This is a genomic window from Streptomyces sp. NPDC050743 (genome assembly GCF_044456925.1).
Taxonomy (GTDB): domain Bacteria; phylum Actinomycetota; class Actinomycetes; order Streptomycetales; family Streptomycetaceae; genus Streptomyces.
Genome location: NZ_JBITGJ010000003.1, coordinates 167,924 through 182,223 on the forward strand (window position 1 = coordinate 167,924; position 14,300 = coordinate 182,223).

14 protein-coding genes and 2 tRNA genes are annotated in these 14,300 nt (G+C 71.6%); 10 read left to right on the forward strand and 6 right to left on the reverse strand.

The genetic code is table 11. From position 1 onward, the window contains the following. Window positions 1-114: 114 nt before the first annotated feature. Both ACIBJF_RS04945 and ACIBJF_RS04950 read left to right on the forward strand, forming a co-directional pair. Entirely contained in the window at window positions 115-1,065 is a 951-nt protein-coding gene (locus tag ACIBJF_RS04945; protein WP_399172270.1) for a D-2-hydroxyacid dehydrogenase, read from the forward strand. A 24-nt stretch (window positions 1,066-1,089) separates the two neighbouring features. Beyond that, the gene (locus ACIBJF_RS04950) at window positions 1,090-2,505 is read left to right on the forward strand and encodes an amidase (RefSeq protein ID WP_399172271.1); all 1,416 of its coding nucleotides are present in this window, start codon (window positions 1,090-1,092) and stop codon (window positions 2,503-2,505) included. 12 nt (window positions 2,506-2,517) lie between these two features. On the opposite strand, the gene ACIBJF_RS04955 is transcribed toward ACIBJF_RS04950, so the two are convergent. Further along, on the reverse strand, window positions 2,518-3,012 hold the full coding sequence (locus tag ACIBJF_RS04955; protein ID WP_399172272.1) for a DUF3830 family protein: 495 nt from the start codon (window positions 3,010-3,012) through the stop codon (window positions 2,518-2,520). Between the two features lie 47 nt (window positions 3,013-3,059). On the opposite strand from ACIBJF_RS04955, the gene ehuB reads away from it, so the two are divergent. The 6 genes from ehuB (at window position 3,060) to ACIBJF_RS04985 (ending at window position 7,263) form a co-directional block, all read left to right on the forward strand. Continuing rightward, complete coding sequence (ehuB, locus tag ACIBJF_RS04960; RefSeq protein ID WP_399172273.1) at window positions 3,060-3,986, forward strand: ectoine/hydroxyectoine ABC transporter substrate-binding protein EhuB; 927 nt, start codon at window positions 3,060-3,062, stop codon at window positions 3,984-3,986. Then, window positions 3,983-4,702 carry an ectoine/hydroxyectoine ABC transporter permease subunit EhuC gene (gene ehuC, locus ACIBJF_RS04965; protein ID WP_399172274.1) on the forward strand — a complete coding sequence of 240 codons (720 nt, stop codon included), beginning with the start codon at window positions 3,983-3,985 and terminating at the stop codon, window positions 4,700-4,702. The genes ehuB and ehuC overlap by 4 nt, the downstream gene beginning before the upstream one ends. After that, complete coding sequence (ehuD, locus tag ACIBJF_RS04970) at window positions 4,699-5,349, forward strand: ectoine/hydroxyectoine ABC transporter permease subunit EhuD (RefSeq protein ID WP_399172275.1); 651 nt, start codon at window positions 4,699-4,701, stop codon at window positions 5,347-5,349. Before ehuC ends, ehuD begins: the two co-directional genes overlap by 4 nt. Beyond that, complete coding sequence (ehuA, locus tag ACIBJF_RS04975) at window positions 5,339-6,121, forward strand: ectoine/hydroxyectoine ABC transporter ATP-binding protein EhuA (RefSeq protein WP_399172276.1); 783 nt, start codon at window positions 5,339-5,341, stop codon at window positions 6,119-6,121. The genes ehuD and ehuA overlap by 11 nt, the downstream gene beginning before the upstream one ends. A gap of 214 nt (window positions 6,122-6,335) precedes the next feature. Then, complete coding sequence (locus tag ACIBJF_RS04980; protein ID WP_399172277.1) at window positions 6,336-7,094, forward strand: IclR family transcriptional regulator; 759 nt, start codon at window positions 6,336-6,338, stop codon at window positions 7,092-7,094. Window positions 7,095-7,189: 95 nt separating this feature from the next. After that, window positions 7,190-7,263 (forward strand) — tRNA-Lys (locus ACIBJF_RS04985). Window positions 7,264-7,319: 56 nt separating this feature from the next. Here ACIBJF_RS04985 and ACIBJF_RS04990 read toward each other — a convergent pair. The 5 genes from ACIBJF_RS04990 to ACIBJF_RS05010 all read right to left on the reverse strand — a co-directional run bounded on the left by ACIBJF_RS04990 (window position 7,320) and on the right by ACIBJF_RS05010 (window position 12,984). Beyond that, window positions 7,320-8,993: an AMP-binding protein gene (locus tag ACIBJF_RS04990; RefSeq protein WP_399172278.1), complete on the reverse strand. Its 1,674-nt coding sequence runs from the start codon at window positions 8,991-8,993 to the stop codon at window positions 7,320-7,322. A gap of 39 nt (window positions 8,994-9,032) precedes the next feature. Further along, window positions 9,033-9,497 (reverse strand): DUF3592 domain-containing protein, encoded by a 465-nt coding sequence (locus ACIBJF_RS04995; protein ID WP_399172279.1) that lies wholly within the window; start codon window positions 9,495-9,497, stop codon window positions 9,033-9,035. A gap of 118 nt (window positions 9,498-9,615) precedes the next feature. Beyond that, window positions 9,616-10,221, reverse strand: a complete 606-nt coding sequence (locus ACIBJF_RS05000; RefSeq protein WP_399172280.1) for a lytic polysaccharide monooxygenase — start codon at window positions 10,219-10,221, stop codon at window positions 9,616-9,618. Between the two features lie 132 nt (window positions 10,222-10,353). Beyond that, window positions 10,354-11,496: an SPFH domain-containing protein gene (locus ACIBJF_RS05005; protein ID WP_399172281.1), complete on the reverse strand. Its 1,143-nt coding sequence runs from the start codon at window positions 11,494-11,496 to the stop codon at window positions 10,354-10,356. 252 nt (window positions 11,497-11,748) lie between these two features. Beyond that, window positions 11,749-12,984, reverse strand: coding sequence for a peptidoglycan-binding protein (locus tag ACIBJF_RS05010; RefSeq protein WP_399172282.1), 1,236 nt, complete (start codon window positions 12,982-12,984; stop codon window positions 11,749-11,751). 186 nt (window positions 12,985-13,170) lie between these two features. Here ACIBJF_RS05010 and ACIBJF_RS05015 point away from each other — a divergent pair. After that, a tRNA-Lys gene (locus ACIBJF_RS05015) sits at window positions 13,171-13,244 on the forward strand. Between the two features lie 209 nt (window positions 13,245-13,453). Beyond that, window positions 13,454-14,230: a FadR/GntR family transcriptional regulator gene (locus ACIBJF_RS05020; RefSeq protein ID WP_399172283.1), complete on the forward strand. Its 777-nt coding sequence runs from the start codon at window positions 13,454-13,456 to the stop codon at window positions 14,228-14,230. The last annotated feature ends 70 nt before the right edge of the window (window positions 14,231-14,300 follow it).

Genomic DNA, 14,300 nt, shown 5'->3' on the forward strand with positions numbered 1-14,300 from the left:
AATGCGCCCGTGTTGACGAAGGTAGGTTCGGGTGCGAGCGTGGTCAATCCGCGCACAGTCCGCGCATGTCAGCACGCATGATCCGCGCACGTCGGACGCTCGGAGCCGCCCCGTATGACGACCCTGCCGACCCTGCTGGTGCTGGACGCCGACCCGCCTCCGCGGCTCGGCCGGCTGACCGGGCGCGCCCGGATCGTGCACACGGACGCCGCGCACCTGGCCGAGCGGCTGCCGCAGGCGGACGTGCTCCTGGTCTGGGACTTCGCCTCGCACGCGGTCCGCGAGGCCTGGCCCGGGGAGGGGCCCCGCCCGCGCTGGGTGCACACGGCGAGCGCGGGGGTGGACCATCTGATGGGCCCGGAGCTGGCCGCCTCCGACACGGTGGTCACCAACGCCCGCGGGATCTTCGACCAGCCGATCGCCGAGTACGTGGCGGCCCTGGTGCTGGCGGTCGCCAAGGACCTGCCGCGCACCCTGGAGCTCCAGCGGGAGCGGACCTGGCGGCACCGGGAGGGCCGGCGGGTGGCGGGCACGCGCGCGTGCGTGGTCGGCTCGGGCCCGATCGGCCGGGCGATCGTACGCGCCCTGAAGGCCCTCGGCGTGACGACGGCCCTGGTCGGGCGGGTGCCGCGGACCGGCATCCACGGACCGGCCGACCTGGACCGGCTGATGTCCCGCGCGGACTGGGTGATCGCGGCGGCGCCGCTCACCGAGGAGACGTACCGCATGTTCGACAGGCACCGCTTCGGCGTGATGCAGCCCTCGGCGTTCTTCGTCAACGTCGGCCGGGGCCAGCTCGTCGACGAGGACGCCCTCGCCCACGCCCTGACCCGGCGCTGGATCGCCGGCGCCGCACTGGACGTGTTCACCACCGAGCCGCTCCCCGCGGACAGCCCCCTGTGGGACCTGCCCGGCCTTCTGGTCTCCCCGCACATGAGCGGGGACACGGTGGGCTGGCGGGACGAACTGGGCGCGCAGTTCGTGGAGTTGTACGAGCGGTGGGTGGCGGGCAGATCACTGGTCAACGTGGTCGACAAGAAGCGCGGATACGTCCCAGGTCACTGACCGCCCGGACCTCTTGGAGGGTGCATGCAGCTCACCGACCTCACCGCGGTACAGCTCCTCGACGGTTACCGCAAGGGCGAGTTCAGCCCCGTGGAGGCGACCGGACAGGCCCTGGAACGGGCGCGCCGCATCCAGCCGGAGGTGAACGCCTTCGTACGCCTCACCGAGGAGGACGCGCTCGCCCGGGCCCGTCAGTCGCAGGAGCGCTGGCGCCGCGGTGAGCCGGCCGGGCTGCTCGACGGGGTGCCGGTGACGGTGAAGGACATCCTGCTGCTGCGCGGCCACCCGACCCTGCGCGGCTCCAGGACGATCTCCGAACAGGGCGAGTGGGACGAGGACGCCCCCTCGGTGGCCCGGCTCCGCGAGCACGGTGCGGTGTTCCTGGGCAAGACGACGACCCCCGAGTTCGGCTGGAAGGGCGTGACGGACTCCCCGCTGTCCGGGATCACCCGCAACCCGCACGACCACTCCCGCACCGCCGGCGGCTCCAGCGGGGGCAGCGCGGCGGCCGTGGCGCTCGGCGCGGGCCCGCTGTCGCTGGGCACGGACGGCGGGGGCAGCATCCGCATCCCGGCCGCGTTCTGCGGAATCTTCGGGCTGAAGCCGACGTACGGCAGGGTGCCCCTGTACCCGGCGAGCGCGTTCGGCACCCTCTCCCACGCGGGCCCGATGACCCGGGACGCGGCCGACGCGGCCCTGCTGCTGGACGTCATCGGCGCCCCGGACCCGCGCGACTGGTCGGGCCTGCCGCCCGCGCCGGGCTCCTTCACGGAGGCGCTCAGGGGCGGCGTCCACGGCCTGCGGGTGGCATACTCCCCGACGCTCGGCGGCCAGGTCGCGGTCCGGCCTGCGGTCGCGGCGGCGGTACGGCGGACGGTGGCCTCGCTGGCCGACCTCGGCGCGTACGTGGAGGAGACCGACCCGGACTTCAGCGACCCGGTGGAGGCCTTCCACACCCTGTGGTTCAGCGGCGCGGCCCGGCTCACCGAGCGGTTCTCCCCGCGCAAACGGCAGCTGCTGGACCCCGGTCTGCGGGAGATCTGCGTGCGGGGCGCGCGCTACAGCGCGCTGGACTATCTCGCCGCCGTCGACGTCCGCATGGACCTCGGCCGGCGCATGGGCCGCTTCCACGAGCGCTACGACCTGCTGGTCACCCCGACCCTGCCGCTGACGGCGTTCGAGGCGGGCGTGGAGGCGCCCAGGGGCTCGGCCCACCACCGCTGGACGGGCTGGACACCCTTCACCTACCCGTTCAACCTCACCCAGCAGCCCGCGGCGACCGTCCCGGTGGGCACGGACGCGGATGGCCTCCCGGTGGGCATGCAACTCGTCGCCGCCCGCCACCGCGACGACCTGGTCCTGCGCACCGCGCACGCGCTGTACGAGGCCGGGGTGGTGCCGGCCCCGGCGGTCGCCGCCGTCCGGGCGCCCGGCGTGTGAAGCGCGGGCCACTCACGCCCGCCGGAACGCCAGCGTCTCCCCCGCCGCCCCGCTGCGCCACAGGTCGTTGCACGCCTCGGCCATCGCCTCCAGCCCCTCCACCACCTGGCCCCACACGATCCCCGGTACCCAGCCCACGTCACCGTTGAGGAGCAGGTTGTTGCGCTCGTAGAACAGGGCCAGGTCGACCACCGTGGTGCCGGGGCGGACCTCGCGGTCGTAGCCGTAGGCCCTGGTGCCCAGTTCGGTGCCGGCGAAGGAGAAGTAACAGAGGTCGCCGGGAATCGGGGTGACCGTCGGGTTCTCCAGTGGGGGTTCCGTGGAGGCGAAGGGCGGGAAAAGGGCGTAGATCTCGTTGCGCGCGTATTTCGCGTGATAGACGTCACTCGCCAGCGGGAGCGCGTCCCATACCGCCGCGCAGGTCAGGGGCGCGCGGTCGGCCAGCAGTCGTGCCGTGCAGTGCACGTCCCGCTTCTGGAGCGAGACGGTGACGAATCGATCGGCCATGAAAACAAGGGTGCATAGCCCGGATGCGCTTGGGTAGCCGCGCCGCCATGGCTCCACCACTTGGGAACGACGTACACACATTCCGGTCGGAAATAAGATACGCCCGACACACCCGGCGTTCGGTGCTCGGTGGCCTCGCCGCCCTCGGCGTGCTCGGCGCGGCGGGCTGCTCCCGGGTGGCCGCGGCGTCGGGCAAGGAGGGCGGAGACCTGCTCGACCGGCTCCGCGCGCAGGGCGTCGTACGGCTCGGGATCGCCGGCGAGATCCCCTTCGGCTACATCGACAAGGACGGGCAACTCACCGGCGAGGCGCCCGAGCTGGCCAAGGTGATCTTCAAACGGCTCGGGGTCGACCGGGTCCAGCCGGTGCCCACCGAGTTCGGCTCGCTGATCCCGGGGCTCAACTCGCAGCAGTTCGACGTCGTGGCGGCCGGGATGTACGTCAATCCGGACCGCTGCGAGCAGGTGATCTTCGCCGATCCCGACTACCAGATGCTGGACTCGTTCATCGTGCGGAAGGGCAATCCGCTGGGGTTGCACTCCTACAAGGACGTCGTCGCGAAGAAGGCCAAGTTCGCCACCGGCACCGGATACGCGGAGATCCAGTACGCGGTCGAGGCCGGGTACAAGCAGAGCGACATCCTGATCGTCCCGGACCAGGTGGCCGGGCTGAACGCCGTCGAGGCGGGCCGCGTCGACGTCTTCGCCGGTACGGCGCTCACCACCCGCGAGGTCGTGAAGAAGTCCGCCAAGACCGGGGCGACCCGGCCGTTCGCGCCCCTGGTCAAGGGCAAACCGCACGTCGACGGCGGCGCGTTCGCGTTCCGCCCGACCGAGACGAAGCTGCGCGACGCCTTCAACGTGGAGCTGCGCAAGCTGAAGAAGAGTGGGGAGTTGTTCCGGATCCTTCGGCCCTTCGGGTTCACGAGGGCCGAGATGACCGACCTCACCGCGAAGGAGCTGTGCGGCGGATGACCTCGGGACTGTGGGAACTGGTACTGAAGGGCGTCTGGACCACGGTCCAGCTGCTGGTGTTCAGCGCGCTGCTGGCCGCCGCGGTGTCCTTCGTCGTCGGCATGGCGCGGACGCATCGGCTGTGGATCGTGCGGTTCGTGGCCGGCTTCTACACCGAGGCGTTCCGCGGCACCTCGGCGCTGGTGATGATCTTCTGGGTGTTCTTCGTGCTGCCGGTCGCCTTCGGCTGGCAGCTGGTGCCGATGTGGGCGGGCACGCTGGCGCTCGGGCTGACCTACGGCGCGTACGGCTCGGAGATCGTGCGCGGCGCGCTGCAGTCGGTCGATCCGGCGCAGCAGGAGGGCGGCATAGCGCTCAGCTTCACCCCGGTCCAGCGGCTGCGGCTGATCCTGCTGCCGCAGGCGGTGCCGGAGATGATCCCGCCCTTCTGCAATCTGCTGGTCGAGCTGCTCAAGGGCACCGCGCTGGTGTCGGTGATGGGCATGGGCGATCTGACGTTCAGCGCGAATCTGGTCCGGCTCGCGCTGCAGCAGAGCGCGGAGATCTACACCTACGTGCTGCTGATCTACTTCGTGATCGCCTTCCTGATCACGCGGCTGATGCGGGGCCTGGAGAAGCGGCTGAAGGCCGGGATCGGCAAGGACGCCGGGACGTTCTCGGCGGCGCGTGAGCTGAAGCGGGCGCAGACGACCGGAGTAGGGGGGCGCGTCGCATGAAGTGGGACTGGAACGCCGTCAGCGAGTTCATGCCGCACTTCTGGGACGGGCTGCGGGTCACCCTGGAGGCCCTGGCCCTCGGTTCGCTGCTGTCCTTCAGCCTGGGCCTGGTGTGGGCGCTGCTGATGCGGACGCCGAGCCGGTGGGTGCGCTGGCCGGTCGGGGTGGTCACGGAGTTCGTGCGCAACACCCCGCTGCTGGTCCAGCTGTTCTTCCTGTTCTACGTGCTGCCCGAGTGGAACGTGACCTTCTCCGCGCTGACCACCGGTGTCTTCGCGATCGGCCTGCACTACTCGACGTACACCATGCAGGTCTACCGGGCCGGTATCGAGGCGGTGCCCGCCGGCCAGTGGGAGGCGGCGACCGCGCTGAACCTGCCGCGGCGGCGGACCTGGACCGCGGTGATCCTGCCGCAGGCCATCCGCCGCGTGGTCCCCGCGCTCGGCAACTACGTGATCTCCATGCTCAAGGACACGCCGATGCTGATGGTGATCACCGTGCTGGAGATGCTCGGCCAGGCCCGGCTCTTCTCCCAGCAGCACTTCCAGTTCACCGAGCCGGTCACCGTGATCGGTGTGGCCTTCATCCTCATCTCCTATCTGGCCTCCCTTCTCCTGCGAGCTCTGGAGCGACGCCTTGTCCGTTGAGACCCGTCCGCAGCCCTCCCCCACCGACGCCCAGCCCACCGAGCTGATCCGCCTGCAGAACGTCACCAAGCGGTTCGGCGCCAACACCGTGCTCGACCGGCTGGACTTCTCCGTCGACGCCGGCCGGCACGTGACCCTGATCGGCCCGTCCGGATCCGGCAAGACCACGATCCTGAGGCTCCTGATGACCCTCACCAAGCCCGACGAGGGCACGATCACCGTCGACGGGGAGCAGCTGTTCCCGGCGCCGGAGAAGCAGGTCCGCGAGGTCCGCAAGAAGATCGGCATGGTCTTCCAGCAGTTCAACCTGTTCCCGAACATGAGCGTGCTGCGGAACATCACCGAGGCGCCGGTGCAGGTCCTCGGGATGTCCAGGGACGAGGCCGAGGAGCGCGCCCGGGAGCTGCTGGAGCTGGTGGGGCTGACCGACAAGTGCGACGCGAAGCCGACCCGGCTCTCCGGCGGACAGCAGCAGCGGGTGGCGATCGCCCGGGCGCTGGCGATGCGGCCGCAGGTGCTGCTGCTGGACGAGGTGACCTCCGCGCTCGACCCGGAGCTGGTCGCGGGCGTCCTCGACGTGCTCAGGGACATCGCGCGCAGCACCGACATCACCATGCTCTGCGTGACCCACGAGATGGGTTTCGCCCGCGACATCTCCGACCGGGTGCTGATGTTCGACGGCGGCCGGGTGATCGAATCGGGCTCCCCGGAGCAGATCTTCAACGAGCCGGAGCAGGACCGCACCCGGGAATTCCTCAGCGCGGTCCTGTGACTGCGGCGCCTGGATCCGGAAGATACCGAGGTCCAACCGCTGGGTCATGACTTTGGCATATGCCAGAGGGTCTGCGTCGCAGCTGGGAGGGGTCGGGCGGGCGCAAGAATCTCGCCAACCCCCTCTCCCCGGACCGGGTTTGCCCGTTATCGTGGTAGCGATCCACCGACCAGGATCTCGCGGCACACAGGCGAGCGAGCGCAGGGGGAACACCGTGGCGCTGATGAACGAGCCGACCGCCCCGTACCACTCCGCCCAGTACGCCCTGCGCGTACTGGAGACCGTCGCCGGCCACTGCGCCGGCGTCACCGACACCGAGCTGGCCCGCCGCACGGGCCTCGACCCAGAGCGGCTCACCGCCCTGCTGCTCATGCTGCGCCGGGAGGGCTATGTCGAGCAGATCGCCGACGGGTCGTACGTGACCGGCGACACCCTGCGCCGCCTCACCTCCGCGCACGACCGGGAGCGGGCGCTGCGCGAGAAGCTCCAGCACACCCTGGACCGGCTGCGCGACTCGGTCGGCGCGGCGGTCTACATGAGCCGGTACGTCGACGGCGAGGTCAAGGTCACCCAGTACGCCGCCGGGCCCACCACCCCGGCGGTCAACGAGTGGGTCGACTTCCGCACGGCCGCCCACGCCACGGCCGTCGGCAAGAGCCTGCTCACCCAGCTGGACCACAACGCCCGCCGCGACCACCTCTCCCGGCACAAGATGGCCCGCCTCACCTCGCGCACCATCACCAGCGACAAGCTGCTGCTGTCCCGCCTGGAGTCCCAGCCGCCGACCGTGCCCGTCCTGGACCTCCAGGAGTACGCCATCGGCACGGTCTGCGCGGCGGTCCCGATCACGGCGGGCGCGTCGGTGGGCTGCCTGGCGCTGTCGCTTCCCGTGGAGCACGCACACCGGCTGAAGCAGGCGGCGGACACGCTGAACCGCAGCGCGGCCCCGGTACTGCTCTCGCTGACGATCTAGCCGGTCCGGGGGTGGTCACAACCACCCCCGCGGACCAGGTAGTATTTTCTTCGTCGCCAGCCGCGGAGAGAAAAACCGCGGCGGGCGGGAGTCATGCGCCGCTAGCTCAGTTGGTTAGAGCAGCTGACTCTTAATCAGCGGGTCCGGGGTTCGAGTCCCTGGCGGCGCACGATGACGATGGCGAGCCACGTCCGCAAAAAACGCGGACCTGGCTCGCCATCTCTGTTATTGCGCGGCTGCGCCGCGCGTAGTGGGGGCTTCGCCACCCACACCCCCTTCGGTATCCGCGTCCGTGAGCCTCCGGTACCCCTCCTCCCCCTGTGGCCGCCACCACACCGGGTCGGCGCACGCATACCCCTCCCGCCGCAGCAGTGCCCGGTGGATCTTGTTCGTGGCCGTCACCGGCATCCGCTCCACCACCCGCACGAACCGGGGCGCCATCTTCGTCCCCAGGTCCGGCTGGGCCGCCAGGAACTCCGTGAAGCCGACCGGATCGAAGGTGCCGGCGATCGTCGCCATCACCTGGTCCCCGGTCACCGGGTCCGGCACCGCGTACACGGCGACGGCCACCGCGCCCTCGTACCGGGCGACGATGTTCTCGATCATCGCGGCGGCCAGGTTCTCCCCGTCGACACGGATCCGGTCGTCGGTACGGCCCGCGAAGTACAGATAGCCGTCGGCGTCCCGGTAGAACAGATCACCGGTCCAGTACGCCCCGCCCCTGCGCCGCTCGGCCTCGGCGGCCGGATTCCTCCAGTACCCCTCGAAGGGGTTCGGCCCCCGGTTCACCAGCTCGCCGATCGCCTCCTCGCCGTTGAGCAGCCGCCCGGCCGAGTCGAACACGGCCGGCGGGCACTCGCGCCCGGTGGCGGGGTCGAGCACCACCAGGCCGGGCCCGGCCGGTCCCACCGCGCCCTGCGGCGTGCCCGGCGCCCACTGGATCGCCGCGCCGCCCTCGGACGAACCGTACCCCTCCACCAGCCGGACCCCGAACCGCCGCTCGAAGGCGGCCGCGTCCACCGCACCCGCCTCCGTGCCGAACCCGAGCCGCAGCGGGTTGTCGCGGTCGTCCACGCGCTCCTCGGTGGCGAGGACGTACTGGACGGCCCGCCCGACGTAGGTGAAGTACGTCGCCCCGAACCGGCGCACGTCCGGCAGGAACCGGGACGCCGAGAACCGCCGCCGCAGCGCGACCCCCGCGCCGGCGGCCAGCGCGGGCGCCCAGTCGGCGATCACCGCGTTGCCGTGGAACATCGGCATGCAGATGTAGTGCACGTCGTCCGCGCGCACCCCGAACTGCCGCACCAGCGCCTGCCCGGCCGCCGCCAGCCGGCCCTGGGAGCAGAGCGCGGCCTTGGGGGCGCCGGTCGAGCCGGAGGTGAAGTACAGCAGCAGCCGGTCGGCGGGGGCGGCGCGGGAGGGGTCGGGCACGGCGTCGGCGTAGGGGGCGAGGAGGGCGGCGTACTCGGGGGAGTCCGTGACGAGCAGCCGTACTCCCCCACGCTCGACTGCGCTCGCGCGGGGGGACCCCCATGGAAGGCCGAGCCCTGCCAGCAGGGGCAGGTGGGCCCGCTCGGTGACCAGGAGCGGGCACTCGGTGTGCAGGATGTCCCGGGCCAGTTCGGGGCCCCGGCGGGTGGGATTGATCCCGGCGACGGCCGCGCCGGCCAGGGCGGCGGCGCCGAGCCAGAGCGGGAACTCCTCGGTGTTGTCGAGGAGCACGCCGACATGCGGTACGGCGCCCGGGGGCAGCAGGTCGGCCAGGAGTGCCGCGCGGGCGGCGGCGCCCGCGGCGACCTGGTGCTGCGTCAGCGTGCGGTCCTCGCACCTGAGCCCCGGCCGGTGGTCGTCCCACCGCGCGGCGACCAGCTCGGCGACCGTGCGCGTCATGGACTCCATGGAGGCGCACGGTAACTGACATGACGTCAGATAGGGAGACTAGGGCAGGAAGCCGTCCGCCATCGAGAAGACCGCGTGGGCGACCACCATGAAGGTGACGCAGCCCGCGATGAACACGCCGAAGAACGCCACCAAGCAGCCGGACTCGGCGGCGAGCCTCCCACGCGCCGGGGCGTGCGCCGTCGCCCGTTCGGGTCGCTCGGCTGTGTAGTGCACGGTGACGATGTCGCCCTCGACCCGCGTCCCCGGCCCGTTGGTCTCCTCGAAGCGGACGGTACGGCCCTCGCGGGTGGTGAACTCGTACACGTGGTGGAGCGTCGTGCTCACGGAGGTCTCACCGCCGCCGCCGGTCGTGGTGTACGTCCGCAGGCAGCGCGCCTCGGCCGTCAGCCCGCCGTTCCAGGCCCGGCGCACCTCCCGCGATCTGCGCAGGAGCCTGACCAGGGCGAAGACCGCCAGGGCGATCATGAGCGCGGGCACGACGTAGAAAAGCAGCTCGAACATGAGGTCCCCCCGAGGTCGGTACGCCGTCCCGCTCGGCCGGCGTGCGAGGAACGTACCCGTGGGTAGGGGCGGCCGGCCTCAAGGGAACCTCAGTTTCCGTGCTGTGGCGGAACGGTCCTCAGAAGGTGACGTCCGAACAGGCATAGAACGCGTTGCCCGTGTCGGCGATCGTCCACACCGCGAGGATGACGTGGTGCCCGCTCAGCCCGCTCGGCAGGGTGCCGCTGTGGCTGAGGGTGGCCGGCGGGCGCTGGCCGTTGTACGGGACCGTCAGGAACGGGGTGAGGTTGAGGTCCGAGCGGGACAGGGGGTGATTCTGGTTCCAGCCCTGCTTGGTGACGTAGTACTTGAAGTCCGTCGTGGCGTGCTGGGCGGTGAACTGCCAGCGGAAGGTGTACGTCTGGCCGCCGGTCACCCTTGTGGTGGGCCAGGCTCCGCCGGACGGGGTTGTCGGCGAGCTGAGCTGGGCGAACCGGCTCAGGCCGCCGTTGCAGATCTGGCCGTCGGCGGGTCCCGCGGCCGGGAAGCCCTTGGGACCCTCGACGCTCTGTGGCTCGTACTGGATGTCACCGCAGCCCGTCACCGTGCCGTTGGCGCAGAGCTTCTGCCTGCTGACGGGGAGGTCGGTGTAGCCGTGCCCGCTGGCGCCGCCGGTGGAGAGCGCGAACGCTCCGGCGGTCACCACGCCCAGCACGACCGCGGACAACCTGGTCCTGGTGTGCATACTGCCGCTCCTGGAGAACGTGGGGAGTTCGGTGAGCTGTGCAGGTAGGTCTAGACCAAGTGCCAGGCTATTGCCGCTAGTTGAGCATGTCCATACCAATCGCAGACCGGGCCGCGACGGCTCCCTCGCGGCCTACGACGGCTCCCCGCGCCCCGCGCAGAAGGCCACCGTCAGGTCCCGCACCAGGACCTTCCGCTCGTAGTCGTCGAGTTCGACCAGGCCACGCGCGGTCAGCCGGTTCACCGTCTCCTCCACCGAGTCCAGCACCGAGTCCAGCATCCCGGCCCGCTGCCGGGCATCCAGCTCGGCGATCCGGCGCCGGTGCACCGCGCCGGCGACCTCCGGGGCGTACTCCACCGCGAGCGGCTGCACCGAGAACACCTCCAGGCCGACCGGCGCGGTCTCCTCCGCCACCAGCCGGGTCAGCGCGTCCCCGGCCGCGGGCGCCTCGCCGCCCGCCCTGTCCGCCGGCTTCACCGGCACCCGGGCCAGCGCCGCCTCCACGCACTCGCGCAGATATGTCTCGTGGTCCTCGATGCCGAGCACCGCCCGCGCGGTGTCCCGCATCCGCCACACCACCAGCACCACCACCCTGAGCGGCATCCCGTCGGGATCCGACGCCGGCATCGCCTGGCTGCGCCAGTGCCGCAGCCGCACATCGACCCGATGGCGCGGCAGCAGCGGGTTCACCCAGAGCAGCCCGGTGCGCCGTACTGTCCCCCGGTAGCGGCCGAACCGGCCGAGCACCCAGGCCCGTCCGGTCCGCCCCCGGGTCAGCCCGCCGAAGCCCAGGATCCCGAGCGCGCTGGCCCCGGCGTACGCCGCCCACTGCGCCGGACCGAACCCCGCGCCCAGGGACGCGGGCAGCCGCAGCGCCTCCACCGCGGCCGGCGGGAGCAGCCCCGCCCACCAGGACGTGGCCAGACAGCCGGTGATCCCGAACGCCCCGGCCAGGACCCCGGCCGCCCCCGGCAGCACCGCCGCCGGGCGCTCCTGAAGTTCCGGGTCGACCTCCGGCAGCGGCCTGCGGCGCACCGGCGCCGGGAGTGTCGGGCGCGGCTGCTCGCCGGTGCCCTGCCGGCGAATCACCAGGGCGGGCTTGAGCGGCACCGTCACCGGGTTCTGCGGGTCGGGGTCGTCGCGGAAGAGCAGATTGACGGGGATCTCGGTGGTCGCCCCGTCGTGAACCAGCCGCTCCGGACGCCCGTCCGGCTCCAGGGCGCCCTCCGGCTGTCCCTCGGATTCGGGCGGTGTGTGTGACGTGGTCGTACTCATGCGTGCCTCCAGCCTCCGCGCTAGATACGTCGTGTACAGGGGGTCGGGTCGGACGGGCAGGGGGCTCCGGTCGGTGAGGGGCCGCCCTTGGGTCGAGTTCGGGGTCGGGAACAACGTGCTCGGGGTCGCGAGCGGTGGTGTGTACGGGTGGTCGATCGGCCTGCCGCCGCGGCCGGGTGGCCGGTGAGTGGCCGGATGACCGGAGGCCGGTCACGCGGCCCGCGGTCCGAAAGCGGTCACGCGACCCGGTGGTCACGTGCCCGCCACATGGTCGGGGTCCACCTCCGCGAACAGGCGGCGCCAGGTTTCCGGGCCCGGGTAGCCGTCTGCCGCGCCGCCGCGCCAGCCCTGGGCGCGCTGGAAGGCCTCCACCGCACGCCGGTCGGCCTCGCCCCAGCGCGGACCGGGGCCTGCGGGGTAGAACCTGCCGAATCCTTTCTCCACCAGTCGGCGGCCCAACTGCGTGATGTACGCGTTCTCCTCACCCGGACGGAAGCGGTTCCGGCCCGGATAGCCGGGCACCCCGTGCGAGGCCGGCACTCCCCGCGAGGCCGGCACCCCTTGGGAGGCGGGCCGGGCGGGCGCTGCCGCTGCCGGGGTGAGGGGACCCCGGGTGTGGTACGGCCTGCCGCCCTTGGCGATCAGCATCCGGCCGAGCAGGGCGACGTACTTGTTGCCAGCACCCGGGCGGACGTGGGCGGCACCCGGATGGAGGACCCGCTTCCCGACCGACGCCGGCCGCGCGCCCTCCTTGCCGGAGGGCAGGCCCTTGTAGCGGTAGGGGACGTATTTGCCGGCGTTGCTCCAGTAGGGATACGGGGTGGCCTGGCTGCGGGTGCGCGGGGGTGTCTGCTCGTAGACCGTGTAGTAGGTGTGCGTGTAGTCCGTCCAGCCGCCGAAGATCACCACGTGAGAGCCTCGCTCGGGGTTGTCGGGGTTGTGGTGCAGCAGGATGTCGCCGGGCTCCAGCTCCTCCTTGGCGATCTTCACGGCGAACTGGTCAAGGCTGCCCGTCCACTCGTTGCCCGGCAGGCCCCAGGCCATGGAGACATAGCCGGAGCAGTCCTGCCGGTAACCGTCGGTCCAGTAGTCGCTCATGCTGTACGGCACCTGGGCGGCCACCCAGACCTTGGCCCGGTTGATGATCTTGGTCCGGGTGGTGGCGGGAATCGGGGCGGTGCCCGGCCCCGCCGGTGTGCCCTTGGGGCCGTGCAGCGGGGCCCGGGTGCCCTGCGGGGTGTCGGGCTCGCCGTCGCCGGGGACGCCCGGGCGCGCCGAGGCAGGGCGGCCGGGGGTGACGGCGCCGGCGGCCGGGCCGGCCGTACCGAGGACGGCGGACGCGGCGGCCACGGCCACGATCCCGCAGGCCGCCGGGCGGGCGCCGGGGCGGCCGGACGACGTGCGGGGACCGGCCCGCCGCCCCTGGGCGCAGCCGGCGCAGTCACAGTCGGCGGCGGGGTCGAATTCCTCGAAGGCCGGAGCCGTCATGCGATCTGCCTCACATTCCGAGCTGATTTGTCCGCGAGTGTGCACGTTGGTCAGTTTCCCAACTCGCCGCCGGACTGCCACATTGACGGTCCGAATGATGTACACGCCCCTCCGCGCCGCCGACCGGTCACCTGGGGGTGGTCATGGGCACCCCTCAAGGTCAGGTAGAGTTATCTCCGTCAGCAGGCGCCGCTAGCTCAGTTGGTTAGAGCAGCTGACTCTTAATCAGCGGGTCCGGGGTTCGAGTCCCTGGCGGCGCACGATGACGATGGCGAGCCACGTCCGCAAAAAACGCGGACCTGGCTCGCCATCTCTGTTTATCGCGCGACTGAGCCGCCCGTAGTGGGGGCTCCGCCACCCACACCCCCCGCCGGAAGGCCCCTCGCGAAAGCGAGGCCCTTCGCATGTCCGAAAATCACCCCTGTCCGGAACAGAGCCTTCCCCACGACTGGCCGGATACCCTCTGGCCATGGCAGCCCGGGACCTCCAGGAGCGGATCAAGAAGCTGATCGTCGACCGACGGCTGCCCTCGGGTGCCCCGCTGCCGACCGAGCCCGAACTGATGGAGTACCTCGGCGCGAGCCGGAACTCCGTGCGCGAGGCCCTGAAGGCGCTGCAGGCGATGGGGATCGTGGAGATCCGGCACGGGTTCGGGACGTACGTCGGCTCGATGTCGTTCGCGCCCATGATCGAGGGGCTTGCCTTCCGCACCGTCGCCGGGCACTACCGCGGCGAGGACTCCCTGCTGCAGCTGCTGGAGCTGCGCGAGGCCGTGGAGACCGGGCTGGTCTCGCGGCTCGCCGGGCGACTGCCCGAGGCGGACCTCGTTGAACTGGACGCCCTCGTGAACCGTATGGAACAGGAGGCCGCCGAGGGGGCGGGCCTCGCCGAGACCGACCGGGCCTTTCACGCCACCCTCTACCGGGGGCTGGACAACGTGTTGCTGAGCGAGGTGCTGGAGGCGTTCTGGGACGCCTTCCACCGGGTGCAGCGGGATCTGGTGGACGTGCCGCAAGACCCCAGGGTCACCTGCCGCCAGCACCGGGAGATCCTGGACGCGGTCCGGTCCGGCGACTCACTGCGGGCGGAGGAGGCCATAAGAGATCACTTCGGCAACGTCCGCGTCCGCCTGTCCACCAGCGGCGCACCCCGGCCCTCCGAGACACCCGGCACACCCCGGCCCTCTGGGACCACCGGCGCGCCCCCGTCTCCCGAGCCCCACCCGCGCCACAATGAACGGGTTTGACCGGTAAACACCGCGTTTCGCGTCTTGCGATCATGCGGAGCGCCGTAGAACTCTGGATGTCCAAGCTGTC

Bases quoted from the DNA above. Each gene is read 5' to 3' on its own strand.
- ACIBJF_RS04950 (WP_399172271.1), top strand. From the start codon at position 1,090: ATGCAGCTCACCGACCTCACCGCGGTACAGCTCCTCGACGGTTACCGC.
- ACIBJF_RS04955 (WP_399172272.1), bottom strand. From the start codon at position 3,012: ATGGCCGATCGATTCGTCACCGTCTCGCTCCAGAAGCGGGACGTGCAC.
- ACIBJF_RS05005 (WP_399172281.1), bottom strand. From the start codon at position 11,496: ATGAGTACGACCACGTCACACACACCGCCCGAATCCGAGGGACAGCCG.
- ACIBJF_RS05020 (WP_399172283.1), top strand. From the start codon at position 13,454: ATGGCAGCCCGGGACCTCCAGGAGCGGATCAAGAAGCTGATCGTCGAC.
- ACIBJF_RS04990 (WP_399172278.1), bottom strand. From the start codon at position 8,993: ATGGAGTCCATGACGCGCACGGTCGCCGAGCTGGTCGCCGCGCGGTGG.
- ehuC (WP_399172274.1), top strand. From the start codon at position 3,983: ATGACCTCGGGACTGTGGGAACTGGTACTGAAGGGCGTCTGGACCACG.
- ACIBJF_RS04945 (WP_399172270.1), top strand. From the start codon at position 115: ATGACGACCCTGCCGACCCTGCTGGTGCTGGACGCCGACCCGCCTCCG.
- ACIBJF_RS05010 (WP_399172282.1), bottom strand. From the start codon at position 12,984: ATGACGGCTCCGGCCTTCGAGGAATTCGACCCCGCCGCCGACTGTGAC.
- ehuB (WP_399172273.1), top strand. From the start codon at position 3,060: ATGGCTCCACCACTTGGGAACGACGTACACACATTCCGGTCGGAAATA.
- ehuD (WP_399172275.1), top strand. From the start codon at position 4,699: ATGAAGTGGGACTGGAACGCCGTCAGCGAGTTCATGCCGCACTTCTGG.
- ACIBJF_RS05000 (WP_399172280.1), bottom strand. From the start codon at position 10,221: ATGCACACCAGGACCAGGTTGTCCGCGGTCGTGCTGGGCGTGGTGACC.
- ACIBJF_RS04995 (WP_399172279.1), bottom strand. From the start codon at position 9,497: ATGTTCGAGCTGCTTTTCTACGTCGTGCCCGCGCTCATGATCGCCCTG.